The sequence below is a fragment of the Geomonas sp. RF6 genome, assembly GCF_021044625.1.
Lineage (GTDB): Bacteria > Desulfobacterota > Desulfuromonadia > Geobacterales > Geobacteraceae > RF6.
The window spans coordinates 4558033-4582717 of record NZ_CP087999.1 but is presented as its reverse complement, the minus strand read 5'-3'; the positions used below and the strand labels follow the sequence as shown (position 1 = coordinate 4582717).

The following is a 24685-nucleotide window of genomic DNA, read 5'->3' as shown; positions in this document are numbered from 1 at the left end:
TACAGAGTGATGGCAAAAACCACCGATTTTTAATCAGTAAACGGTAAAAAGGAGAGAATGAAGGGAGCGGCACTGTGAGAATGGGGCGGTAGAGGGGAGAGAGGTATCCAAAAGTGCAGGGAAAAGGACCTTTCAGCTTTTTCTGCTGCCATCCGAGCTCGCGAGGTAGAGAGGGGGAGCGACAGGCGCCAAGGGGGGTGCAGAAGGAGCTGGGCGCAGCGCCGCATCTTCCAGCACCGGCGCCGGGGTCGCGGCGACCACCCGGTTGCGCCCTCTTCCCTTCGCCTCGTAGAGCGCGACGTCGGAGGCGTGCAGGAGCGCCTCGATAGAGCGGCCGTCCTCCGGGAAGGTGGCGATGCCGAGGCTCGCGGTGACGGTGCCCAGGGGCATCAGTTCCTCACCGTGGAACTTCTCCCGCTCCACCTCCGCGCGGATCCTTTCCGCCACGACGATCGACTCCATCTTGCTGGTGGCAGGTAGCACCGCGCAGAATTCCTCCCCGCCGAAGCGGGCGACGATGTCCATGTCCCTCAACGTCCTCTTGATGATCCCGGCGGTCTTCACGAGAGCCTGATCCCCTTCCAAGTGACCGCAGATGTCGTTGTACGCCTTGAAGAAGTCGAGGTCGATGAAGACGACGGTGAGGTTCAGGTTCTGCCTGAGGCTGCGGTTCAGCTCCTCCTCGAGGCGGCTTTGCAGGAAGCGCCGGTTGTACAGCCCGGTGAGGGGGTCGGTCACGGAGAGCTGCTCGAAGCGGCACGACTCCTCCATGAGGAGGTATCGCTCGATGATCAGGGAGGCGAGCCCGGCAAAGGAGGTGAGGAGCTGCAGGTCCGATTCGGTGAAGGGGGAGAGGTTCTTCTTGTCGGAGAGGTTGAGCACCCCTATGATCTTGTCCTTCAGCTTCAGCGGGATGCACAGGAGCGATTTCGACTTGAAGCGGGGGCGGTTTGCCATCCCGACCCGGTCGTCCGTCTCCACGTCGTTAACAAGGAGCGGCGTGCCGCTTTTGGCCACCGACCCTGCGATCCCCTTGCCGACCTTCAGCGTCAGGCACTTGGCCACGTTCAGGCTCATCCCCTTGGTGAAGACGATATTCAGCGAATCGCCCCCTTTGTCCATGAGCATGATCGACCCCTGCGTCGCGCCGAGCAGGTCTGCGGCGATGCCTAAGGTGATCTGGTAGAGCTCTTCCTTCGAGTTGGCCACGAGGAGGGTGTTGGTAAGAGTGCTCAGCTTCCTGCACAGCCCCCCTACCTGGATCTGCTCCATCTCCTTCTTGATCTGCATGAGGCGGCTGCCGACCCGGCTGGTTATGAGCTCTATCTGCAAGAGATCCGCAGGGAGGAGCTTGCGGTCGAAGAGGGCGAGGAAGCCGAAAAGCTCCTCCCCTTGCTGCAGCGGGAAGCACGCTCCCCAGCGCGCCCTCACCGCGGGGAAAAGCGGGCCCATCTCCTCGAAGGGGAGGCATTTCTTGAGTCTGTCCCCCCGGGCGAAGGCGAGGAACTTGACGGCAGGTATGGTGTCGAGCACTGTCGGGAGTCCCCACAGTCCGGTCACCGAGAACTTCTGCCCGTCGTCGTCTCTCAGCACGAGAACCATGTCGGGGAAGTCGAAAAATTCCCCCAGCGTCTCCGCCGCAAGGGAGATCGTCTCCGCCATCGTGCGTGCCTCGTCCATCATCCCCAGCACGCGGACGCTCCGGGAGAGCCGCTGCGCGAGAAGGGGGGACTGGGACGCGGTGCCGGAGACGGTTTCCCGCTCCTCCGCCGTCACCTGGGCGAGGCGCTTCTGTATCTCGTCGGCAATGCGCTCCATCTCCTCGATGCTGGAGACGGGGAGGGATTCGGCATGGTTCAGGAGAGAGAAGAGATCGAGACTGGTGCTGCGGCAGGCAGCGGAGAGCTGCCACAGGTCGAGCGTTTCGTCCCTGACACCGTCTGCCAGAAGGACGTAGCGTCCGCCGAGCCAGCGGAAGGGGAGGGCAAAGCACAAAAGCCCCCCGCTGTGACGGTAGACACCCGGCTGCTGCACGTCGAGCTGGGAGTAGTGTTGCTCCAGAAGGAAGTGGCGGGTGACCTCGTGGCAGAGGGGGTCGTGCAGCGACTGCGCGCAGGGGGCGGGTGTGACGGGGAGGGCGTTGCCGCAGCTGAAAAGGGTGAGGGTATACGGCGCCAGAGACGGATAGCTCCTCAGCTCCTTCAGAAGGTCTTCCGGCTGATTGTGTGTGCTTACTCCACCCATTCCCGAGCTGCCCCCAGCGCGATGCTGTGCGAAATTTTATTAACCTCTTTTACGCCACATTTTAATTTTGCTCAAGGGAAATTAACGAGGAGAGGGGGAGAAATGGTGATATGGCGTAAAAATCCCCGCAAAACTCACCCCACCTCCGCGCATTCGCGTTCCCTGAATTCCGCTCCCAGGCTCTCCGCCAGCGCCTTCACGCGCCCGATATCGAGTCCCGGCACCGCCACGGCGCTCGCCACGACGCGCTTTATGTGCTGCGTCCCCTCCCGGATAAAGTCGCATACACCCTCGAATCCTGCCGCTCCGTAGGGGGTGCGGCAGAGCCGGTCGTATGTCTCGGCGTCGCAGGCGTTGAGGCTCACCGAGATCGTGTCGATGAAGGGGGCGATCTCCGGCAGGATGTTTCTCCCATGCACGATGTTTGCCTGACCGTCCGTATTGATGCGCACTCGATAGCCGCGCCTCTTCAGTTCGGCCCCTACTTCCTTCACCAGGTCGAGGCGCAGGAGCGGCTCGCCGAAGCCGCAGAAGACCACCTCGTCGAAATCGGGGTACTTCCCGACCTGCGCCATCACCTCGTTGAAGTCCGGCTCGTGCGAGAGCTTGAGCTCGTGCCCCTTGACGATCAGCTCCTCGAATTTCGGGCAGAAGGTGCAACGGTTGGAGCAGCGGTTGGTGATGTTCAGGTAGAGGGAGCGCCTGATCATGTAGGCGATGGTGTCCTCACTCTCCTTTGTCCCGATCCGGAAGAGCCTGCGCGTGTTCAGCGAGGTGATGCGCGCGACATCCTCCACCGAGAGTCCCTTCACCTCGGCCACCCGCTCGGCGGCGAGCGCCACGAGGGCCGGTTCGTTTCTCTTCCCCCGGTGCGGCACCGGGGAGAGGTACGGTGCGTCGGTCTCCACGAGGAGGTGCTCCATCCTCACCCCGGCCACGACCTCCCTCAAGGGATGGTTCGAAGGGTAGGTGACGGTGCCGGGGATGGAGATGTAGAATCCCATCTCGATGCACTCCCTGGCCATCTCCAGGTCGCCGGAAAAGCAGTGCAGCACTCCACCCACCTCGTGCGCATGCTCTTCCTTCAGGATCGTCATGATCCGGTCGTGCGCGTCGCGGTCGTGGATGATGAGGGGGAGGGAGAGCTCCCGCGCCAGCCGGATGAAACGGCGAAACACCTCCTCCTGCGCGTCGCGGGGCGAGCGGTCCCGGTAGAAGTCGAGCCCCACCTCGCCGATCGCCACCACCTTCGGGTGGGCAAGGGCCAGCTCCCTGATCTTCTGGTAGCACTCCTCGGTGACTCCGGCGGCATCGTGGGGGTGGATCCCCACGGAGCAGTAGATCCCGTCGTAGGCGGCAGCAAGCTCCACCGCCTGAATGCTCGACGGGAGGTCTGCCCCGACCGCCATGATGGTGTTGACACCCGCCTGACCGGCGCGCTCCAGCACCTCGGGAAGATCCTCGGCAAACTCCTCACCGTATATATGTGAATGGCTGTCTATAAGCTCCATCTCTGCTCCATGGGGGGCCGGCTACTCCTGCCGCGCCGCCCGGTTTGTCAGTTCAAGCTTCCCAAATACCTGTTGCAGGGCGGTGGCCATCTCCTCGTAGAGGAACGGCTTCGGGATGACCCCGCAGAAACCGTACGCCTCCGGATCGGCCATGACCGGATCGTCGGAGTACCCGCTGGAGACGAACGCCTTCAGTCCCGGATCGAGACTCCTCATCCTGCGGACCGCCTCCTTCCCCCCCATCCCCCCCGGGATGGTGAGATCCATCACCACCGCGGTGAACGGCTCCCCCGATCGCAGCGCCTCCGAGTAGAGCGCAATCGCCTGTACCCCGTCCTTGGCGTAGACAACCTCGAACCCCATGCGCCGCAAGGTGCGCCCGGCGATGAAGCGCACGGCCTCCTCGTCGTCCATGAGAAGGACCTTGCCGTTGCCGGAGAAGGGGAGGGGGGAGATCGCCTCCGCCCCGGACGGGGGGGCGTCGCACGCCGGGAGGTACATATGGAAGACCGTCCCCTTCCCCAGTTCCGACTCCACCGTGATGCAGCCGTCGTGCTTTCTGACGATGGAGAAGGCGGTGCTGAGTCCGAGCCCGCTCCCCTTCTGCTTGGTGGTGAAGTAGGGGTCAAAGATCCGCTTCAGGTGGTCCGGGTGAATGCCGTGCCCGCAGTCCCGAATGGAGATCTTCACGCAGCGCCTCCCCTTCAGGTGCGCCGGGACGTGATCCGGCGCGTCGGTATTCTCGCACACCACCACGATGGTACCACCATCCGGCATCGCCTGGTCAGCGTTAATGACAAGGTTCTGCACCACCTGGCTGATCTGCCCCACATCCACTTCCACGTTGGATAGGTCGGCAGGGATATCGTAGATGCAGGAGACGTTTGAGCCTCGGAGTGCAAAGGCGCACGTCTCCGTTATGAGCTCGCCGACAGTGGCGCTCTTTTTGACCGGCGCGCCGCCGCGGGCAAAGGTGAGAAGCTGCCGCGTCAGGTCGCGCGCCCGGAGCGAAGCGTTCTCCGCCTCACCAAGGAGATGGTACGTCTCCGCATGCTCCGGGGTGAGCATCTTCGATAGGGAGATGTTGCCGAGGATGGCGGCGAGGAGGTTGTTGAAGTCGTGGGCGATCCCGCCTGCGAGAAGGCCGATCGATTCGAAACGGGTGTTCTTTTCCAGCTCCTCCTCGAGCTTTTTGCGCACCGTGATGTCCCGCGCCAGGACAAGAATCGCCGGCTGGTCCTGAAAGGTGAAGGGGATGGTGGCTACGTCGACGTCGGCGACGGTGCCGTCCAGAGCCACATAGCGCTCCTCCATGGAGAGGGGGGCGACGCCGTCCTCGGTGACCGTGCGGACCCGCTCCCGCTCCGCCTCACGGAAGTCGGGGTGGACGAAGTCGGAAAACTCCCTGCCGAGCACCTCGTCGGGCTCAGTCGCCCCGAGGAGCTTGACCCCTGCCCTGTTGCCGAAGACAAGGCGCCCGCCGATGGTGATGTAGATCGCGTTGGTGGAGAGCTCCACAAGGTTCCGGTAGCGCTCCTCGCTTTCCAGAAGGGCGGCCTCGCTCTTTTTCTGCTCGCTGATGTCGCGCCAGACGGTGACGATGGAATCGAGACCGAGGCGGTCCTTGAAGATGGAGCAGGAAATCCCCGCCGGGAAAGAGGAACCATCCCCGCGCAGGAAGGTGATCTCGCCCGTGCAGCTGCCTTTCTCCATCAAGGCATCGAGGTGCGGGCGCAGTCTCGGGTCGGTTCGGTCAATGATCCCGTCTGTGCCGATGGAGCAGATTTCCGCCTCGCTCCTGCCGAGCATCCTGCAGGCTGCCGGGTTGGCGGCGAGTATGGTGCCGTCGGGGCGGCAGAGCTGGATGCCGTCGAGGCTGTTTTCAAAGAGGGCGCGGAAGCGTTTTTCGCTCTCGCCGAGCATCTCCTCGGCAAGCCGTTTCTCCGTCGTGTCCAGGGCGATGCCGCAAACGATCTCCACCTCGCCAAGGTCGTCCAGCAGGGGAAATTTCACCAATTGGAAGAGACGACGCCCCACATTGGATTCCACGTAATCCTCTATATGACAGGCACTTCTCGTGTCGAGGACGGTCTGGTTCGATGCGTTGCAGCGGGCGGCGAAGTCCTTTGCCAGGATGTCCTCCGGCTTGCGCCCGAGCGCCTCCTTGCGGCTGACTCCGGTCACCTCTTCCCACCCGCGGTTCACCAGGAGGTAGCGGTGCTCGCGGTCGCGGGCAAAGACAGGAACGGGCGCGTGCTCGAGAAGCGCCGACATGAACTGGCGCATCGCCTTCAGTTCCTCGTCTACACGCTGGCGCACAATCATCTCCGACTGCAACTGCTCGTTTGCCACAGCGAGATCGAAGGTGCGGTCGGCGATCTTCTGCTCGAGCTCGTCGTGCGCCCTTTGCAGGTCGGTGATGTCCTCCATGATGAGAAGGACTGCGGAATCATGCGAGTCGAGCCGCTCGACCGTTACCTGGAAACGCCCAGTCCCCGTTGCCGTCGTCAGGTTCAGCTGGAGGGAGATTTCGCCGACATTCTTCGCGCGGAAAGAGGAGAGCTCGTGCGAGAGTTGGTCGAAATGCCTCTGTATGAGGGGCTTTTCGTCGGAAGTGGCAAAGAAAGTCCTTGCTGCGGCCTGGTTGATCAGCACGATCCGGTCTTGGTCGTCCAGAATGAGGACTGCCTCCCGCATCCGGTGAAAGACGCGTTTGAGCAGGTCGTAGTCACCTTTACCGTGTCCAGCGCCGTCGCGCATCGCCGCGCACTCCCCCTGTCGACAATCAGAGAGCATTTCCATAGCAGTAACTCCTGGAAGTGTGTCTAATGAGCCGTCAAGCATCTTAATGTACGGAGGGAGAGGAATCTATAAAAAAATATCGATTGCGAAAATATGAGGCGAAGGACTGTCAAAGGAGGGTTCGTGGGAATCATAGAGCATTGGCATGGAGGGAGAAGAGGGAGGCTATGACAGTGATGCGGCGACAACAGTGAAATACAAAGAGGCATGACATGAAGTATTAGAGAGCTGCAACGATAGGGGCGTGGGATGTAGGGGCAGCGGCTTGCGCCGCCAACGCAGGCAAGATGCCTGCGCTCCAGCGCCGGGGCAACGCAGGTCGGTGCCGGGAAACGGGTAGCCGGGAGTGGAGACGAACAACCCGCGCTGGAGGATAGGCTTCCCAGCCTGTCCCGCGGCGGCAGCCGCGTAATCTACAGAGGCCACGCTGCTACAGGAGACCGCAGCGCCAGGACCCGATCCTTCTGCTACTCCGTTATGGCCACAATGGAAGCCTCTATCCCATCCATAAGGATCTTCAACTCCTCCATAGAAATAGAAAGCGGCGGGAAGACGACAATGATATTCCCCAGCGGCCGCAGGAAGAGACCGTGTTTGCGCGCCTCGAGGCACACCTGCACCCCGACCCGCTCCTCCCAGTGATACGGCTCACGGCTCTCCTTGTCCCGCACCAGCTCGATTCCGCCGATCATCCCTTCCTGCCTCACATCCCCGACGTGCGGCAGCCCCGCGAGTCCCTGCAGCCGCTCCGAAATGTACGCGATCTTTTGCGGGAGGCTCTCCAGCAGCCGCTCCGAGGCGAAAAGGTCGAGGCTCGCGAGAGCTGCGGCGCAGGCGATCGAATTTCCGGTAAAGGTGTGGCCGTGGAAGAAGGTTTTCATCTCGGCGTAGGAGCCGAGGAAAGCGTCGTACACCCTTTTGGTGGTCACGGTAACCGCGAGCGGCAGATATCCTGCGCTGATCCCTTTGGAGAGCGCCATGATGTCGGGTGTTACCCCTTCCTTCTGGCAGGCGAACATGGCGCCGGTGCGCCCGAACCCTACGGCGACCTCGTCGGCGAGCATGAGGACCCCGAACCGGTCGCAAAGCTCCCTGACACCTTTCAGGAATCCGGGGGGCTGCACGATCATCCCTCCCGCCCCCTGCACCAGCGGCTCTATGACCAGCCCCGCGAGTTCATGGGCGTGCGACTCCATCAGGCGCTCCAGTTCCTGCAGGCAGAGCATGCCGCAGGTGGAGGAGTCACGCTCCTCGCAGAGGGTGCACCGATAGCAGTAGGGGGAGGGGGCCTTGATGGTCGGGAAGAGAAGGGGGGAGTAGACCTCGTGGTACAGATCGATCCCGCCCACGCTCATGGCACCGACGGTGTCGCCATGGTAGGCGTTGGCGAAAGAGATGAAGCGGGTGCGCTCGCGCTGGCCGGTCAGCATCTGGTACTGAAAGGCCATCTTCACCGCGATCTCCATGGCGGTCGAGCCGTTGTCGGAGTAAAAGACCTTGCACAGGCCGTCGGGGAGGATCTCCACCAGCCGCTTCGCCAGGACCGCCGCCTGCTCGCTCGCCAGCCCGAGGAGGGTGGAGTGCTCGAGGCGGTCGACCTGAGCCTTTATCGCCTCGTTGATCTCCTTTTTGCAGTGGCCGTGCACATTCGTCCAGATGGCGGCGACGCCGTCGAGATAGCGGTTGCCATCGGAATCGATGAGGTAGGACCCCTCGCCGCGGGTGATGACCAGGTTGTCGGCGCTTTCCCACTCGCTCATCTGGGTGAAGGGGTGCCAGACGTAGTCGCTGTCGTATTTTCTCAGGGTGGCGGTATCGAACTCGTGTGCCATGTCCTATTTCCTTATGAGGGGGTACCGGTTCGGCTATGCGAGGAGGGCGGCAAGAAGCCTTTCCGTCTCCGGTTTCCCTGCCAGCTTTCCTGCCAGCTGTTCCACCACCTCGCGGTCATCCCCCCCTGCGACAGCAGGGAAGACGCCGAGTAAGGGTGCCGTGGAGAGTTCCGCGATGAGCGGGGCCGCCGTCTGCTCTGCCTGATCGGGGGCGGCAGGGAAGCGGTTTATGACGACGCCGGCGACGTCGAGCCCAAGTTGCGACGCGCTATAGGTGGTGAGAAGGGTGTGGTTGACGGTGCCGAGATTGGGGCGCGCAACGACCAGGAGCGGGAGCTGAAGCATCCTTGCGAGGTCCGACATCAGAAACGAGCGGTTTATCGGGACCATCAGCCCCCCTGCGCCCTCCACGATCACGAAATCGTACTGTGCACTCAGCCTCTCATAGGCGGCGGCTATGACAGCCGGCTCTATGGTGATGCCGTCCAGTGTCGCTGCAACGGAAGGGGCAAGTGGCGCTTTCGCCAGGTACGGCGCTGAGTCCGAGGTGAGGGGAATCCCCGCACCCCAGCAGAGGAGCCCGGCATCAAGTGATACGAGGGCGCCAGCGCGCTCCTCGCAGCCGCTGGTAACCGGCTTCATCACTCCAACCGAGATGCCTGAAAGGTGCAGCAGTCGCGCCAGCGTGGCCGACACGATGCTCTTGCCGATGCCGGTGTCCGTGCCGGTAATGAAGATACCGCGCCCGGAACCGCTCCCTGCTAATGTTCGCACAGTACCGTCTCCAGCCCGAGGTCGGAGAACATCTGGCGATCGGTATCGACAGAGCGTCCAAGCGTGGTGAGGTAGTTCCCGATCATGGTGCCGTTGGCGCCGGCGAAGAAGATCCAGGACTGCAGGTCCCTCAGGTTCTTCTCCCTGCCGCCGCAGACGGTGATTCTCTTTCCAGGGAGGATCATGCGGTAGATCGCGATGGTCTTCAGGCAGTCCAGGGCGCTGATGTGCGAGGCGCCGGCAAGGCGGGTCCCCTCGATGGGGTTCAGGAAGTTCAGGGGGACGGAGTCGACGTCGAGCTCCTTCAGCGTAAATGCCATCTCCACGCGCTGCGCCGCGGTCTCGCCCATGCCGAAGATCCCGCCGGAGCAGACCTTGAGCCCGACGCTCTTTACAGCGCGCACAGTTTCCACGTCATCGGAATAGGGGTGGGTCGAACAGATCGAGGGGAAGAAGCTTTCCGCGGTCTCGAGGTTGTGGTGGTACGTTTCCATCCCCGCGTCCTTCAGCGCCTGGGCGGTCTCCACGTCGATGATGCCGAGCGAGCAGGAAGGAAAAATGGAGGTCTCGCTGCGGATGCGGCGCAGGGCGGAGAGGACCTGGTCCAGTTCCTTCCCGGCGATGGTGGTGCCGCTCGTGATGATGCCGAAGCATGCGGAGCCGTTCGCTTCGGCGGCGCGGGCCGACTGCACCATGCGCTCCTCCTCGACGAGGGGGTAAACCGGCGCATCGGTCTTGTGGTGGGCTGACTGCGCGCAGAAAGCGCAATCCTCGGCGCAGCGGCCGGATTTGGCGTTGATTATGGAGCAGAGATGGACGGTGTTGCCGACAAAGTGCTCCTTGATGCGGCTGGCGCCGCGGAAAAGATCAAAAACCTGGGAACCGTGCACCTCGGAGAGCGCGACCGCCTCCTCGAAAGAAATCTCGCCCCCCTTGAGGATGCGCTGCGTGGCCCTGCTGATAAAGTCTTCCATTTAAATCCTCCTGCCGGGTGATTTATCATGGGCGACGGAGACTTGTCAACCTAATGTGAAGAGATGTGGTTGACAACTGAAGGGGCCGGAGCTGAGGGTAAAGGAAGGTTAATCCAGGATTCCGCGGCACGGGTCTTACATTCCACGAAGCACCGCAGGAGACGTAAAATCCCCCCCCCTTCGCAAAGGGGGGAACGTTATGCCTTCTGCAGTGCTTCGTGGCAATGTACCCACGCTTCCCCGGAATTCCCGGATGAACCTTCGCAAAGGGGGGAACGTGAGGCCTCGCGTTCCTTGAGGGGTGACCATTCCCTTAATTTCCCTAAAGAGCCGATCTATCTACAGCTCTTCCTGCGTAAATGCCACGACGTCGTCAATCCTCTCCGCATCAAGAATCGTCATCACCAGCCTGTCGAGACCCAGCGCGATCCCTGCCGACTGCGGCATATCGGGGAGCTCCTGCAGAAATCTTTCCGGCAGCGGGTACACCGTCTTTCCCTCTGCTCCACGCAGCGCTGCTTCCGCCACGAAACGCTCCCGCTGCTCCTTTGCATCGGTGAGCTCGGAAAAGGCATTGGCAATCTCCACCCCTGCGATGTACAGCTCGAAGCGCTCCGCGACCTCCGGCTCCCCTGCCTTCAGGCGGGCGAGCGCCCCGCGGCTGGCTGGGTAGTCGTAGATGAAGGTGGGGGATCCGAACCCGAGCTGCGGCTCTATCCGCTCCACCATAAGCTCGTCGAAGAGCCCCCGCTCCAGCGCCTCAGAGGCACTCACATCGGTGTAGCGGCGAAAGGCCTCCGCCACGCTGATTCTCTCCCAGCGCCCGCTGAGGTCGACCGTCGCGCCGCGGTAGACGATACTCTCCGCGCCCGCCGCCGCGCGCACCAGCGCCTCGCATTCCTCCATCAGGTCGAGGTAGTCCGCGTCGGCAGCGTACCATTCCAGCATGGTGAATTCGTTCAGGTGCAAGGTGCCGCGCTCGCCGTCGCGCCAGCAGCGGCAGATCTGGAAGAGGCGAGGGTACCCGGCGGCGAGAAGGCGCTTCATGCACAGCTCGGGGGAGGTCTGGAGGAACCACCCTGCGGAGGGGATGGCGTCGATTTGCGCCTCCGGTGCAGGCGCAGGAATGCGAAAAGGGGTCTCAACTTCGAGATACCCCTTTTGCAAAAAAAAGTTCCTGACTCTTTGCAAGATGGCGCACCTCCCGGCAAGCGCGTTGCGCCGCCGGGAGAGCGCCCAGTTTCCTGTCATTTCTACCCTTTCACCCTCGTGGAGTACTCGCCGGTACGGGTGTCGATGACGATGAGCTCATTTTCCTCAATGAAGGGGGGGACGCGCAGCACGTAGCCGGTCTCAACCGTAGCCGGCTTGGAGTCGCTGCCGGAGGTGTCGCCCTTAACCCACGGGAGGGTCTCCACGACGCGCAGCGTCACGAAGTTCGGGAGCTCGATGCCGATCGCCTTTTCCCTGAAGAGGAGAACATCGACCGGGAGGTTGTCGATCAGGTAGTTCTTGGCGTCGCCGAGCACGTCTTCACCCATGTGGATCTGCTCGAAGGTCTCGTTGTCCATAAAGCAGTAGTGCTCCTCTTCTTTGTAGAGGTACTGCATCTTGCGATCTTCCAGGTGAGCCGGCTCGAAGGTCTCGCCAGAACGGTAGGTGCGGTCCATGGTAAGGCCGGTCATCATGTTCTTCAGCTTCGTGCGGTAGAGCGCCTGGCCCTTGCCCGGCTTCGAGAAGTCAAAGGCGGTGATGATATACGGCTCGTTGTCGATGGTAATCTTCAACCCTTTTCTGAGATCTGCAGCAGTGTACATGTAGCTATTCCTTGTTAGTCGTGGTTTTTTAGAGAATTACACGGCAGCCCGCGCCGGTCGCAGAGGTGCCGTCCATATTCCATCATATCCGAAGTTGGAAAGTAAGCGGATTGAATTGCCTGCGGTCTGCCAGGTGGTCTATGCTCTGGAGGGTTATTTGGCGCGATAGGTTATGCGGCCACGGGTCAGGTCGTACGGGGAAAGCTCCACGGTCACCTTGTCTCCCGGAAGGATCTTGATGAAGAATTTCCGCATTTTACCGGAAATGTGCGCCAGTACCATGTGGTCGTTCTCCAGCTTCACCTTGAACATCGCGTTCGGAAGCGGCTCGATGACCGTTCCTTCTACCTCTATAGCTTCTTCCTTGCTCATTTTAACTCCTGCCCCTTTGTGTGGCGTCTATTTCATAACAACCATACACTTTACAAAAATGTTTTAAAAAAGGCAAACGGTTTTCTCTCCAATCTCCGTTTTTATTATTCCTTATGCCTATTTACAGAATATCTATAACATGTTAAAACGGTGGTGATTTTCCGGAGGCGCTAATGAACGCGGGGCGCCGAACGGTTCCGCTCGCTCCGGAGGACCTGCACCATTTTCCAAGGATACTACCAGGCATGAATAAAGCTGCACACGAAATAACCCTCGCAAACGGAATTACCGTGCGATTCACCCACAAGGCGCGCCGCTACTTCGGCGACTATCACCAGGTGCGGCTGGAAGTGCGCTGCGACGTCGCCGTCACTCCCGAGATGTTTGCCGACGAAGCGTCCTTCAAGGATGCCGTTGCAAAGATCGGCTCCGTCGTGGCGTACCAGCGGGTAGAGGAGCAGATGGGAGTGCCGACCGCCGGGGTGGAGGAGTGCGTGCAAAAGCTTGTCGAAAGCTTCAGCGCCACCGCGCTTCGCTACTTCGAGACCGCGGAGTTTCCCAAGAGGCTCGTGCACTCGGAGCTTGGGAAGGCGTTGCGCCCGAGGCGGCACCTCATGCCGATGCTCTCCAATGCCTGAGCAGAAGATAAGGATCGAAAAGCTCTGCTACGGCGGCGCCGGTCTCGGGAGGATCGAGGGGAAGGCGTGCTTCGTCCCCTTCAGCGCCCCCGGCGACGAGGTCGCAGTGACTGTGGCGCGGGAGAAGAAGTCGTACATGGAGGCGGGTCTTTCCTCCATCGTCGTTCCCGCCCCTTGCCGGGTGGAGCCCCCGTGCCCGATCTTCGGCGACTGCGGCGGCTGCAACTGGCAGCACGTCTCCTATCAGGAGCAGCTGGCACAAAAGACGGAAATCTTTGCCGACACCCTGAGGCGCCTCGGTGGGATCGAGGGGGAGGTGGTCCTCCCGACAGTCGGATCGCAGCGGCAGTACGGCTACCGCTCCCGGATCCAGCTGAAGCTCGCGACCCGGGGGAGCGAGACCTACCTCGGCTTCTTCCGTGGGAGCAGCCACGAGGTTGTCGACGCCCCGATGGGGTGCGCCATCAGCGACAAGCCCTTGAACGATGCTGCGCTGGAGCTGCGCAAGGTAATAAGCCGGCTCCCCGAGAGGGTAGGGGTGACCGGTATCGACATCGCCACCGGGAGCGACGGAGCGACGATCGCCATCCTGCACGGCTCCGCCGCCTCCGAGGGGGGACTGGCAGACGCCCTCCTGAAGGCGCGGGAGGAGCTCCCTTCCGTCACCGGCCTGTTCCTGCGCGGAGGGGCCCGCAAGGTGTTCGGTATCGAGGAGCTTTCCTACACGGTGCCGCAGGGGTTTCTCCCCGCTCTTCCTGAAACATCCCTTTCCTTCGCCCGCGGCGGCTTTTCGCAGGTGAACTACGGGCAGAACCTGCAGCTCCTGCGCACCGTGTGGGAGTGGGGCGCCTTCACCGGCAGCGAGCGACTTCTCGACCTGTACTGCGGCAACGGGAATTTCTCCGTTCCCCTGGCGCGATACGTGGCTGAGGTCATCGGAGTCGAGGGTCACGCACCCTCCGTGGCCGACGCCCGCAAGAATGCCCAGCGAAACGGCATCGGCAACGCGACTTTCATGGTGCTGGACGCGGCCAAAGCGGTAAGGCGATTCCTCTCGGAAGAGGAAAATTTCGACCTCATCATCCTCGACCCGCCACGCAGCGGCGCAGCAGGCGCCGCAGAGATCGCCGGGCTCGGGGCTCCAACCATCATCTACGTCTCCTGCGATCCTCCCACCCTGGCCCGCGACCTGCGCATCCTCTCCGACAACGGCTACACGGTGGAGCGCTCCCAGCCGGTGGACATGTTTCCGCAGACGTATCACCTTGAGAGTGCCACGCTTCTGAAGCGCCGGCACTGAATCCACTACACGGGGCACAGCATGTTTCTAGGGAAGCTATTCAAGAAGGACTACCGCCACTATATGACCCAGGGGGAGAAGTTCCTCTCGCAGGAGCGTTACGCCGACGCCCGCTGCTCCTTTCAGGACGCGCTGGAAAGGTGTCCCGCCGATGCTCAGGGTGAGCGCGCCGAGATCGAGGGGCGGCTGCAGGAGACGGGGAACCGCCTGGCGCAGCTGAACCTCATAGAAGGGGATGGTGCCCTGAACGGTGGGGAGCCCGCGAAGGCACAGGAGTATTTCAACCTCGCGCTTCAACTGGCACATGACGCGGAAATAAGGGAAATCGCTGAAAAAAAGCTGAAGGGTCTGCAGAAAGTGAAGGCGGAGCCATTAAGTAATAATCATAATCACCATGCCGGCCACGCCGGAGGGTGCTCTTCCTGCAAGGGTCACGGCTCCGAACATGAGGAAATTCAAGACGTTGCACCGATGGGTCTCTCTGCCGAGGATACCTTCCACCTCCTCGTCCAGCCGCTGCCGGGCGATCTGCCGACCCGATACTCTGCACTGGGAAAGGAATTTGCAGAGGCGTACCTGCTGATCCACGACGGTAACGACCGCGACGCGTTCCCGATCCTTCAAGAATTACACAGGAATTCCGCCAGCGACGTTGTAATGTACGAGCTTGCTCTTATAATGTTCAGAGCCGGCCGCCTGGGGGAATGCAAGGATCTGCTCGATCGGGCGCTGGCGGCCAACCCCACGAATCCACTGTGTTATCTGTCCCTGGTTCAGCTGGCCATGACAGGCGAACAATTTCCGGAAGCGCTTTCCATTTTGCAGCGCATGCTGGAGCTCGACATCCTCACCGACCAGGCCAGCCTGATGATCGGAGATGTACACGCCGGTTCCGGCGACCACGAGGCTGCGCTGGCCCAGTGGTCGGAGTCACTCACCATCCCCACCATGGCGAAGTCCGCCGCGGAGAGGATCGTGCCCCTTCTGAACGAGCTGGGACGTGGTCAGGAAGCGCAATTTGTCGCCAAACGATATCTGAAAGGTTGCTGCTGAGGAAATTACACGTTTTCTGGAGGTAGGGACGATGAACAAATCGGAGCTTATTGAATCTCTTGCTGCCAAGAAGGGGCTTTCATTTAAGAAAGCGGAAGAAGTTGTCAATGCCATCTTCGCATCGATGACCGACGCCCTCCTCAGCGGCGACCGCATAGAGATCAGAGGTTTCGGCAGCTTCGTAGTGAAGGCGTACGATGCGTACACCGGCAGGAACCCGAAGACAGGCGAGTCCATATCGGTACGAGAAAAGAAGCTCCCCTTTTTCAAGGTCGGCAAGGAGCTGAAGGAAAAGGTCTCGGGATACTAGCCGCTTTCCCGTACCGTCCCGTTTTTGCCACTTTACTCCCATCTTTCGGTGTATGCTGATTCTGGCGTTCCACAAGGTGCACGGGCTGGCGCCGCCTGAAGGAGGCGGCCCATAGCGCCGCAAGCACAACGCTGACTAAATCATGCCTACCATCCCCTGGTCCTACATCACCGAGGCGCTGGGCGGGCTCGCTTTGTTCATCCTCGGCATGCGGACGCTGTCGGAGGGTCTGCAAAAAGCGACCGGCGAGCGTCTCCGGCGTCTTCTCGAAAGGGGTACCGCGAACCGGCTGACAGCCCCGCTGCTCGGAAGCTGCCTCGCGTCCCTGCTGCAATCTGGAAGCGCCGCCTCCATTCTGGTTGTCGGCTTCGTAAACGCCGGTCTCCTCTCCCTGTACCAGGCTCTCGGCGTCCTTCTCGGGACGAGCATCGGCACCTCCATCGCCATTCAGTTCATCGCCTTCAGGGTGAGCACCCTGGCACTCCCTGCGATCACCCTCGGGGTGGCGCTCTCTTTCTTTTCCCGCAGCAGGAGACTCACCTATATCGGACGGCTCCTCCTTGGGGCCGGACTCGTCTTCTTCGGTCTTGCCATGATGGAAGGTGCATGCCTGCCGCTGCGCGAGAGCGCTCTCTTTACGGAGGTGCGCAGAAATCTCCTCTCCGTCCGCTTCTTCGCCGTCCTCTCCGGCGCACTCATCACCTTCGTGACGCAGTCCGGCAGTGCGGCGCTGGGCCTCGTCATCGCCCTTGCCTCCGGCGGCGCCATCTCCTACGAGGCCGCCATCGCCATGGTGCTCGGCGAGGTCGCCGGCGCTTCCGTGATCCCCATCATCGCCTCCCTCGGCGGAAGCAGCACCGCCAAGCGCACCGTCATCCTGTACTTCGTGATCAACAGCATCGCCATCGCGCTCGCACTCGTCTTTTTCCCCCTCTTTGTGCGGGCTGTGCGTCTCGTTTCCCCCGGCGACGCCCTGGAGCTGAAGATCCCGTCGGAGTCCCTCGATCTCCTGAGTTTCACCCTGCGCCCCTACGTAGCTCGGCACCTGGCAAACGCCCACACGATCTTCAGCCTCGCCACCGCGGTCCTTTTTCTTCCGCTGATCGGTTTTTTCGCACGCAGTGCCGACGCCTTTCTCCCAACCAGGCGCTCCGACCACGAGGCGCGCCCCCGCTTCATCGACAACAGGGTCATCAAGACCCCGACGATCGCGCTGGCGCAGGCGTGGAACGAGCTTGGGCGCATGGTGCAGATCGCGGCGACGACGTACCGGGAGCTGGTCTCCCAGTTTCACGATTTCGATCCGAAGCTTGCAGCAAACCTGAAGGAGAAGGAGGTCGTTCTCGACGTGCTGCACCGGGACATCTCGCACTTTCTCATCGCGGTGTCGCGCGAGCCGCTCGGTCCCGAGCGGGCGGTGGAGATCCCTACCATGCTGCAGCTCGTGAACGACGTGGAGCTCATAGGGGACGAGTGCGAGGATCTCATCGACTACCTGTTGCGCAAAAAGGAGGAACGCCTCCACTTCTCCGGCTCGGCGATGGGGGAACTCATCGAATTCGCCAACAAAGCGGGGGACGCGCTCTTCCTTGCGGAGCGGGTCCTTCTGGAAGACAGCCTTGAATCGCACACCGAGCTGAAAATGGAGCTCGCCGCCCTCGAGGAAGCTCTGCAAAAGAGCCATATGCAGCGGCTCAAAGCGGGGAGGTGCACCGTCGTCGCCGGTCTTCTCTACGGCGACATGATCGCCGCCTTCAGCAAGATTGCCCAGTTGTCCTTCAGCCTTATCAACCAGAAAAGAGGTCTCACCGATGTCTCATCCCATAGCCGCGATTGATCTTGGAACCAACAGCGCGCGCCTTCTGATTGCAGCAACAGATCCCTTCCGCCAGCTTCACCTGATTCGGCAAATCACCCGCCTCGGCGGCGGATTCACCCGCGAGTTCGGGCTCTCCGCGGAGGCACAGGAGCGCTCTCTGCAGACGCTGCGGCGATTCGCTGCGGAGATGGCTGCCCACGGCGTGAAAAAAGTGCGAGGGGTGGCGACGAGCGCGGTGCGCGACGCAGCGAACGGCGCCGCCTTCTGCGAGCGGGTCGCAGCGGAAACCGGCATCTCGCTGGAGGTGATCGACGGGACCGAGGAAGCGCTCCTCACGCTGAAGGGGGTCTGCTCGGTGGTGGAGTGCAGCGGCGATCTCTTCGTTTTCGACCTTGGCGGTGGCAGCACCGAGTACACCCTCTCCCGCGGCGGTGTCCCGATCTTCTCCCGAAGTTTGCCAGTGGGGGTCGTGCGCCTCACGGAGGGGAAGGAGGGGAGCGCCCAGATGCTGGAGAAGGTCTCGCGGGAGCTTGCAGGGCTGCGCAGCGAGCTGGAAAGGGAAGGGGTGCTGGAAGCGGCGACCTCCGCGACGCTGGTCGGTACCGCAGGCACGCCGACGACCCTTGCCGCAATCCAGATCGGGATGACGGACTACGATTACCGTCGGCTCAACAACTTTGTCCTGGGGATAGGAGATGTGGAGGCGATCTACGAGCGGCTTCTCCCGCTGACGCCGCAGGAGCGCTTGCAGGTGCCGGGACTGGAGCCGGGACGTGAGGACCTGGTGGTCGCAGGGCTCCTCGTGGTGCTGGAGACGATGCGCAGCTTCGGTTTCCCTTCCCTTACCGTCAGCGACTATGGACTCCTGGAGGGACTCATTCTCAGCATGTGAGCCCCTACACCAGTCAGACCAGTCAGACCAGTCAGACCAGTCGGACCAGTCGGACCAGTCGGACCAGTCGGACCAGTCGGACCAGTCGGACCAGTCGGACCAGTCGGACCAGTCGGACCAGTCGGACCAGTCGGACCAGTCGGACCAGTCGGAAGAGTCGGAAGAGTCGGAAGAGTCGGAAGAGTCGGAAGAGTCGGAAGAGTCGGAAGAGTCGGAAGAGAGGGGGGTGTTCGCCCCCCCCCCGGAAGAGTCAGCAGCAGCCGCAGTACCAGCCGGAGAACTGAGGGAGGAAGACGTTGTCGATGACGTGGATGACACCGTTGGAGCATTCCACATCGGGCCGCACATACTTCGCGTTATCGATGACGGGACGCCCTTCCTCAAGATGCACCGTGAGGGACTTGCCGCATTCGGTGTAAAGCGATTCGTGGGCGCCGATATCTGAGCTCATCATCTTCCCGGTCATGAGGTGGTACAGGAGGATATTGGTAAAAGTCCCTTTGTCCCGCGCCATCTCGTCCACATTCACGCGCCGGAACGCCTCGTCGTTCGGTGCAAAAAAGGTGAAAGGTCCTGCCTCCTTCAGCTTGTCCGCTAGTCCGGTAGTATTCAATGCCGCGATCAGCGTACTGAAAGAACCGTCTTCAGTGAGGGTTTCAAGAATGTCCTTCATGGCCTGCCTCCTATCTCCCACCTAAGGAGTGAATCCTGCCCACCATCAATCTGTCTTTCGTATCGAAATTTATGTATCCCAGGATTTAACACAAGTTTAGGCACGTCAAAAATAATAGTCAAGGTGATACTGGACTCTATCAAATACAGACGGAGGCGCCAATTCTTGCCGAAGATACAGAATTAGCGTCGACTAATTCAATGGCGCGTACGGCTGCTTAGCCTTTTTGTGAGGAGAAGAACGCGGGAGCGAAGGCGATGACGGCGTGCGGGAGGGGGGTCTACATGGCAATGATCCCCAGCATGAAGCTCACCAGGGAGAGGACCAGGCTGAAGAGGAGAGCCCAGATGAACCCTTCAACCTTGAAGCCGGGGACGATGGCGCTGGTCAGCATGATGAGAAGTGCGTTGATGACGAAGGTCAGCAGCCCGAGCGTGAGGATGTTGAGGGGAAGGGTGAGAAGAAGGAGGAGCGGCCGGATGAAGGTGTTCACCAGCCCGAGGATCAGTGCGGCCAGAAGCGCCGCGGAGATCCCCGACAGGCGCACCCCCGGCAGGAGATACGCAGTGATGATGATGGCAAGAGCGGATATGAGCCACCGAATCAAAAAGGACATCCTTACCTCCTACGACGTCCCTGCCTGAAAACGCTGCACATACCACAATTTTACCTGCATTCACGCCGGGTGCAGCGCGCTGGAGTACGTCGTCCCCGATCCGGAGATGGTCTCACCTTGTCACGTCATGGCTAGAAGCTCCAGGACCGACGGGGAGCCCGCCGCATCGTCGCTGTACTCCTGCTTGATGTCGGTAAAGATCGACAGGTTGTCCAGGAAATGGCGCAGGAGCGTCGGGTCGAAGAAGACGCCGTCCCCTTCCTCCATGATCTGAAGGGTCTTCTCGATGCTGAACGCCTTCTTGTACGGACGCTCGGAGGTCAGGGCGTCGAAGATGTCCACCACCATGACGATGCGGCCATAGATGTGGATGTCGGTGCCGGACATCCCTCTCGGGTAGCCGCTGCCGTCCCACTTCTCGTGGTGCTGCAGGGCGATGATCTGACCCGCTTTCAGCACCGGGAAGTTTTGCGACTCGGAGAGGATCTTCCCTCCGATCTCGGTATGGAGCTGCATGATCTTCGTCTCGGAGTCGTCCAGGCGCCCCGGTTTCAGGAGGATGCGGTCCGGAATCCCGATCTTCCCTACATCGTGCAGCGGCGCCGCATGGCGCAGGAGGTCGCATTCCTCCGCGGGAAGCCCCGCCAGCCGCGCCAGCTCCTTGCTCATCTCGCTCACGCGCTGGATGTGCATCCCGGTCTCCAGATCGCGGAATTCCGCCGCGCGCCCAAGCCTCAGCGAGATCTCGAATTCGGCGCGCTGCGACTGCTCCAGCGCTCCTTTCAGGGCGGAGGTCTTCTTGATGACCTCCCCCTCCAGGATGTTGTTCATGTCGTGGGAAAGGTCCGAGAGCTTCTTGCTGCGCAGATGGTTCATCACCCTCAGCTTCAGCTCCTCCGGGTTGTACGGGCGTGCCATGAAGTCGTTCGCCCCCATCCCCAGCGTGCGCAGCACTTCCGACTTGTCGGAGGTGATGACGATGACAGGTATCTCCCGCAGGTGCTCATTCCCCTTTATCTGGCGCAGCGTCTCAAATCCGTCCATGACGGGCATGTCGAGATCGAGGAGTACGATGTCCACGTCCGGGGATCGCTCCAGTGCGGCGAGAGCCTCCACCCCGTTGTGCGCGCCGATGAAGACGAATTGACCGAGGTCCTGCAGGATGAGCTTCACCATCCTCAGGTTCATCTCCACGTCGTCGACGGCGAGGACCGTCACCGAATCAAACATGTTCATCTGCCATCTCCTTCTCCTGGGCCGTGGCCTCCCTGAAGAGCACGAAATTCTCCCTGAACGCGGCCGCCTTCTGCTGCAAGCCGCCGAGATCGCCTGAGCGGGCCAGTCGCTCCATTTCCTCCGCCAGCGCGAACATCTGCTCTGCGCCGATATTCCCTGTCACGCCCTTGAACTTGTGGGCGACCTTTCGTGCTGCCTCACAGTTTCCCGCCGCAAGCGCCGTGTCCAGATCGCTGAAACCTTCATCCACCGTTTCCAGGAAAAGGGTGACGAATTCGGCGACGAGCTCCGTGTGACCTCCGATCCGCTCCAGGAAAGCATTGCGGTTGAAAAGGACAGTACCGGCGCCACCGTTCTCCTCCTTCTCCGGAAGCCTCTTTGACTCCGGTGAGGGAAGAGGCTGGCGGCGTCCGGTTATGCGGTCCAGCACCCCCATCACCTCCTGGGCCTTGAACGGTTTGCTGAGGTAGTCGTCCATCCCCGCGGCCCGGCACTTTTCCCGGTCCTCTTTCAGCACATAGGCGGTCATGGCCACAATGGGGGTGCGCACCGGCCCTCCGCTCTCCAGCTCCCTGATGGCGCGCGTCGCCTGCAGCCCGTCCATGACCGGCATCTGCACGTCCATGAGGACGAGATCGAAGTCCCCCTCGTTCTTCCACACGCTGACAGCCTCTTCGCCGTTTCCGACGATCGTCACCATGTGCCCCTGACGCGTGAGGATCGTCTCGATGAGGGTCTGGTTTATCGCCACATCCTCCGCGACGAGAACGCGCAGGCGCCCCCGGTCCTCCTGCACCGTGTGCCTCGTTACAGGCCCCTCGGAGTCGCGCAGGGCAGGAGGGGAGGCCATGAGCTTCAGCAGGAGCTCGTGCAGCTCACCGTGCACCACCGGCTTCGTGAGGTAAGCATCGACGTTCAGGGCGCGGCAGCGCTGGGAGTCGCCGCGCACGCCGACGCTCGGCATGAGGATGCAGCGGACGGCGTCGTAGGAGCGGTTGCTGCGGATTGTCTTCACCAGCTGCCACCCGTCGCACCCCGGCATCTGTACGTCAAGAAGTGCGAAATCAAAGGGTGCCGAGGGAAGGGACTCCTCGAGCTTCTGCAACGCCTCGGAGGCATCGTGGGCTACTTCCACTTCGATCCCCCAGCGGGAAAGGAAGTGGGCGAGCATGCTGCGATTGACGATGATGTCGTCCACCACGAGGGCGCGGCGGCCGGCGAGCGGAACTGCCGGTGCGGGCTTTTGCTGGACCTGCTGGAGGCCGAAAGCCGCGGTGAAGGTGAAGGTACTTCCTTCCCCTTCCTTGCTCGTGACCGTGAGCTCTCCCTGCATGAGCTTAACCAGGCGATTGCAGAGGGAAAGGCCGAGTCCGGTGCCGGAGTAGGACTTTGTGGTGGAGAGGTCCCCCTGTTCGAAGGGGGCGAAGATACTCCTGAGCTTGGCCTCCGGTATGCCGATGCCGCGGTCCTGGACACTGAAGGAGAGGATGCAGGAGTCTTCCCCTTCCTGTACGACAGAGGCGCTCAGGAGAATCTCCCCCTTCTCGGTGAACTTTATGGCATTACCCACCAGGTTCAGGAGCACCTGGCGCAAGCGCCCAGGGTCGCCCACCAGCGCATCGGGAACCTCCGACGATGGGTCGCAGAGGAGCTCCAGCCCCTTTTCGGACGCCTTCGGGGCGAGGGTGCGCAGCGCCTGTCCCAGCGTCGTTCGCAGCAGGAAGGGAAGCTTGTTGAGCTCCACCCGGCCAAGCTCCATCTTGGAGAAATCGAGTACATCTTCGATTATGGCGTTGAGCGTTTCTGCGGAAGTCTTCACCGCGTTCAGGTAAAGCTGCTGCTCCGGGTTCAGCTCGGTGCCGAGACAGAGCTCCGTCATCCCCATGATCCCATTTATGGGGGTGCGGATCTCGTGGCTCATGTTGGCCAGAAAGGAGGTCTTTGCGTTGCTGGCAGCCTCGGCTGCATCCTTTGCAGAAATAAGTTCCTGTTCCAGCAGCTTTTTCCTGGTTATGTCGCGGTTGGAGCCGCGCACACCGCCATAGCTTCCGTCCTGCAGGATTACGGGGCGGCAGGTGTGGCCGAGCCAACGGGGTTCTCCGCTGCGGGTGACGATGCGAAACTCGATTTCATGCTCCGCACTGGATGAGGCATTGTCGAGGCAGGTTCTAACGTTTTGCAGCAGGATCTCGCGATCCTCCGGATTGACGATCTCGAGGGCCAGTTCTTTCCTTTCGTAGAAGGCCTCGGCGGGATAGCCGGTGATGCCGAGGCAGGAGGGAGAGCAGTAGACGAATTGCCCCTCCGGATCGACCCAGAATTCCCAGTCAGTGGTGAAGTCGCTGAGAAGGCGGAACTTCTCCTCGTTTTTGGAGATGGTGGCATAGAGGCGCTCCTGCTTCTTTTCGAGCCACATGATGAGGGCAAGCCCCGCCAGCACCATCGCGGAGATGATGATGCCTGTGCTCACAAGGACGCTCTTGCGCGCTTCGACGGAGCTGAAGATATCTTCCTCTGCTCGTTGCACAAGCACAGCGAGAGGGTAGTGCCCGAGGCGCCGGTACGCGCACAGCCGGGGAATCCCGTCGATGACGCTTACCACGCGCGCCACGCCGGCAGCGGGCTTTTTCGGGTCGAAGTAGGGACGCTCAGGGGGGGCCATGGCCAGCTTCCTCGTGCCAAAACCGGCAGAGCGCGCCCGGACGACCCGATCTTTCCCGATAAGGGTGAGAACGCCGCGGGGGCCGACATCGAGGGTGGCGAGGTAGCGGCAGAAATATCCTGCATCGACGGTAAGGACGACGGCACCGTGCATCGAGGGTTCGCGGCCGGAAAGCTTGCGGCTCAGATCGAAGCACCAGCGACCAATCTCGGCATCATGGAACGGTTTGCTGATGAAGAGGTCATCGTTTCGGCTGTCGCCATGCACCCGCAACGCCTCGTCACTTGCGAGATTACGCGCGCTGCGGCGCTGCTTGGTGCTGTGCAGGACCTTCCCCGACCTGTCCGCCACCAATGCCTCGACAATGAGCTCGGAGTACTCGTGACGGGCATGGAACTTCAGCATATCGGTGAAGTTGCTGCTGCCGCGCAGATGTTCGTCGCGCAGCTCGAGAAGGAGTGCGTCCAGATGCGTAAAAGTGCTGTCTACCTGCTGTGCGACGGCGCCGGAGAGGTTTCTTACGTCGACTTCAGCTGCAGCGCGGGTCTGACGCCGGTCGTGGTCGATCTGCAGCAGAAGGGCGACCCACAGGCCGACAATGGTGACAAGGCACCCGGTCCGGTACACCACTTTTTTCAAGGAATGCATGAGAGGCTCGTTTTATATAAAAGGGGTACAAGCTGAAAGACTGGGACAACAGCAAGGCGACACTGTGTCGGGGCAGGAAAAACAGAAATAGCATTAGCTTATACCAATAGTTTCTTCTCCTGCTTACGTTCCTTATCGGCTAGAGGGTGGAATAGTACAGTGAATATTTCCTCAGGATTGGCGCGAAAGAGAGAAACAGGGAGAACATTTCCACGAAGCACTGCAGGAGACCTGGCGTTCCCCCCTTTGCGAAGGTTCGTCCGGGAATTCCGGGGAACGCGCTACAAAGAATCCGGGTGCCCCCACGCTGGAGCGTAGGCATCTTGCCTGCGATGGCGGCGCAGCCGCCACAGACCGCGCGGCTGGCGCCGCGGTACAGGCTGGGAAGCCTGTGCTCCAGCGCGGCGCCACTAGTGTCCCCTCACGTCAACGGAAGCGACCGGGGTGAATTCCCGGAATTCCCAGATGAACCTTCGCGAAGTGGGGACAGGGGGGATTTGCTTTTTACGGCT

Annotated in this window: 19 protein-coding genes; 6 read left to right on the top strand and 13 right to left on the bottom strand. The window is 61.3% G+C overall.

Going from position 1 to position 24685, the window contains the following annotated elements; genetic code table 11:
- Positions 1-132 precede the first annotated feature (132 nt).
- The 9 genes from LPW11_RS19515 to infA all read right to left on the bottom strand — a co-directional run bounded on the left by LPW11_RS19515 (position 133) and on the right by infA (position 12326).
- Complete coding sequence (locus tag LPW11_RS19515) at positions 133-2244, bottom strand: sensor domain-containing diguanylate cyclase (protein WP_230995540.1); 2112 nt, start codon at positions 2242-2244, stop codon at positions 133-135.
- Between the two features lie 134 nt (positions 2245-2378).
- Positions 2379-3755 (bottom strand): TatD family hydrolase, encoded by a 1377-nt coding sequence (locus LPW11_RS19510; RefSeq protein ID WP_230995539.1) that lies wholly within the window; start codon positions 3753-3755, stop codon positions 2379-2381.
- Positions 3756-3776: 21 nt separating this feature from the next.
- Entirely contained in the window at positions 3777-6557 is a 2781-nt protein-coding gene (locus tag LPW11_RS19505; protein ID WP_230995538.1) for a hybrid sensor histidine kinase/response regulator, read from the bottom strand.
- A 467-nt stretch (positions 6558-7024) separates the two neighbouring features.
- Entirely contained in the window at positions 7025-8389 is a 1365-nt protein-coding gene (bioA, locus tag LPW11_RS19500) for an adenosylmethionine--8-amino-7-oxononanoate transaminase (RefSeq protein WP_230995537.1), read from the bottom strand.
- A 33-nt stretch (positions 8390-8422) separates the two neighbouring features.
- Positions 8423-9163, bottom strand: a complete 741-nt coding sequence (gene bioD, locus LPW11_RS19495) for a dethiobiotin synthase (RefSeq protein ID WP_230995536.1) — start codon at positions 9161-9163, stop codon at positions 8423-8425.
- Positions 9151-10137, bottom strand: a complete 987-nt coding sequence (bioB, locus tag LPW11_RS19490; RefSeq protein ID WP_230995535.1) for a biotin synthase BioB — start codon at positions 10135-10137, stop codon at positions 9151-9153. The genes bioD and bioB overlap by 13 nt, the downstream gene beginning before the upstream one ends.
- A 339-nt stretch (positions 10138-10476) precedes the next feature.
- The gene (epmA, locus tag LPW11_RS19485) at positions 10477-11388 is read right to left on the bottom strand and encodes an EF-P lysine aminoacylase EpmA (protein WP_230995534.1); all 912 of its coding nucleotides are present in this window, start codon (positions 11386-11388) and stop codon (positions 10477-10479) included.
- A gap of 2 nt (positions 11389-11390) precedes the next feature.
- A complete protein-coding gene (gene efp / locus LPW11_RS19480) occupies positions 11391-11954 on the bottom strand; it encodes an elongation factor P (protein ID WP_230995533.1) in 564 nt (187 codons plus the stop codon).
- Positions 11955-12107: 153 nt separating this feature from the next.
- Complete coding sequence (gene infA, locus LPW11_RS19475) at positions 12108-12326, bottom strand: translation initiation factor IF-1 (protein WP_230995532.1); 219 nt, start codon at positions 12324-12326, stop codon at positions 12108-12110.
- A 245-nt stretch (positions 12327-12571) separates the two neighbouring features.
- Here infA and LPW11_RS19470 point away from each other — a divergent pair, with 245 nt between their 5' ends.
- From LPW11_RS19470 to LPW11_RS19445, 6 genes are all read left to right on the top strand, one after another.
- Positions 12572-12964, top strand: coding sequence for a hypothetical protein (locus LPW11_RS19470; RefSeq protein WP_230995531.1), 393 nt, complete (start codon positions 12572-12574; stop codon positions 12962-12964).
- The gene (gene rlmD, locus LPW11_RS19465) at positions 12957-14264 is read left to right on the top strand and encodes a 23S rRNA (uracil(1939)-C(5))-methyltransferase RlmD (RefSeq protein WP_230995530.1); all 1308 of its coding nucleotides are present in this window, start codon (positions 12957-12959) and stop codon (positions 14262-14264) included. The genes LPW11_RS19470 and rlmD overlap by 8 nt, the downstream gene beginning before the upstream one ends.
- A gap of 21 nt (positions 14265-14285) precedes the next feature.
- Positions 14286-15317 carry a tetratricopeptide repeat protein gene (locus LPW11_RS19460; protein ID WP_230995529.1) on the top strand — a complete coding sequence of 344 codons (1032 nt, stop codon included), beginning with the start codon at positions 14286-14288 and terminating at the stop codon, positions 15315-15317.
- Between the two features lie 16 nt (positions 15318-15333).
- Positions 15334-15627, top strand: a complete 294-nt coding sequence (locus tag LPW11_RS19455; RefSeq protein WP_269145426.1) for an HU family DNA-binding protein — start codon at positions 15334-15336, stop codon at positions 15625-15627.
- 142 nt (positions 15628-15769) lie between these two features.
- Entirely contained in the window at positions 15770-17464 is a 1695-nt protein-coding gene (locus LPW11_RS19450) for a Na/Pi cotransporter family protein (RefSeq protein ID WP_230995527.1), read from the top strand.
- Positions 17439-18338 carry a Ppx/GppA phosphatase family protein gene (locus LPW11_RS19445; RefSeq protein ID WP_230995526.1) on the top strand — a complete coding sequence of 300 codons (900 nt, stop codon included), beginning with the start codon at positions 17439-17441 and terminating at the stop codon, positions 18336-18338. Before LPW11_RS19450 ends, LPW11_RS19445 begins: the two co-directional genes overlap by 26 nt.
- A 250-nt stretch (positions 18339-18588) precedes the next feature.
- Here the strand turns inward: LPW11_RS19445 and LPW11_RS19440 are convergent, their stop codons facing one another.
- The 4 genes from LPW11_RS19440 to LPW11_RS19425 all read right to left on the bottom strand — a co-directional run bounded on the left by LPW11_RS19440 (position 18589) and on the right by LPW11_RS19425 (position 24173).
- The gene (locus tag LPW11_RS19440) at positions 18589-19011 is read right to left on the bottom strand and encodes a fasciclin domain-containing protein (RefSeq protein ID WP_230995525.1); all 423 of its coding nucleotides are present in this window, start codon (positions 19009-19011) and stop codon (positions 18589-18591) included.
- Positions 19012-19291: 280 nt separating this feature from the next.
- Positions 19292-19627, bottom strand: a complete 336-nt coding sequence (locus LPW11_RS19435) for a phage holin family protein (protein WP_230995524.1) — start codon at positions 19625-19627, stop codon at positions 19292-19294.
- A gap of 120 nt (positions 19628-19747) precedes the next feature.
- Positions 19748-20863: an HD-GYP domain-containing protein gene (locus LPW11_RS19430; RefSeq protein ID WP_230995523.1), complete on the bottom strand. Its 1116-nt coding sequence runs from the start codon at positions 20861-20863 to the stop codon at positions 19748-19750.
- Entirely contained in the window at positions 20850-24173 is a 3324-nt protein-coding gene (locus LPW11_RS19425; protein WP_230995522.1) for a response regulator, read from the bottom strand. The genes LPW11_RS19430 and LPW11_RS19425 overlap by 14 nt, the downstream gene beginning before the upstream one ends.
- Between the last annotated feature and the right edge of the window lie 512 nt (positions 24174-24685).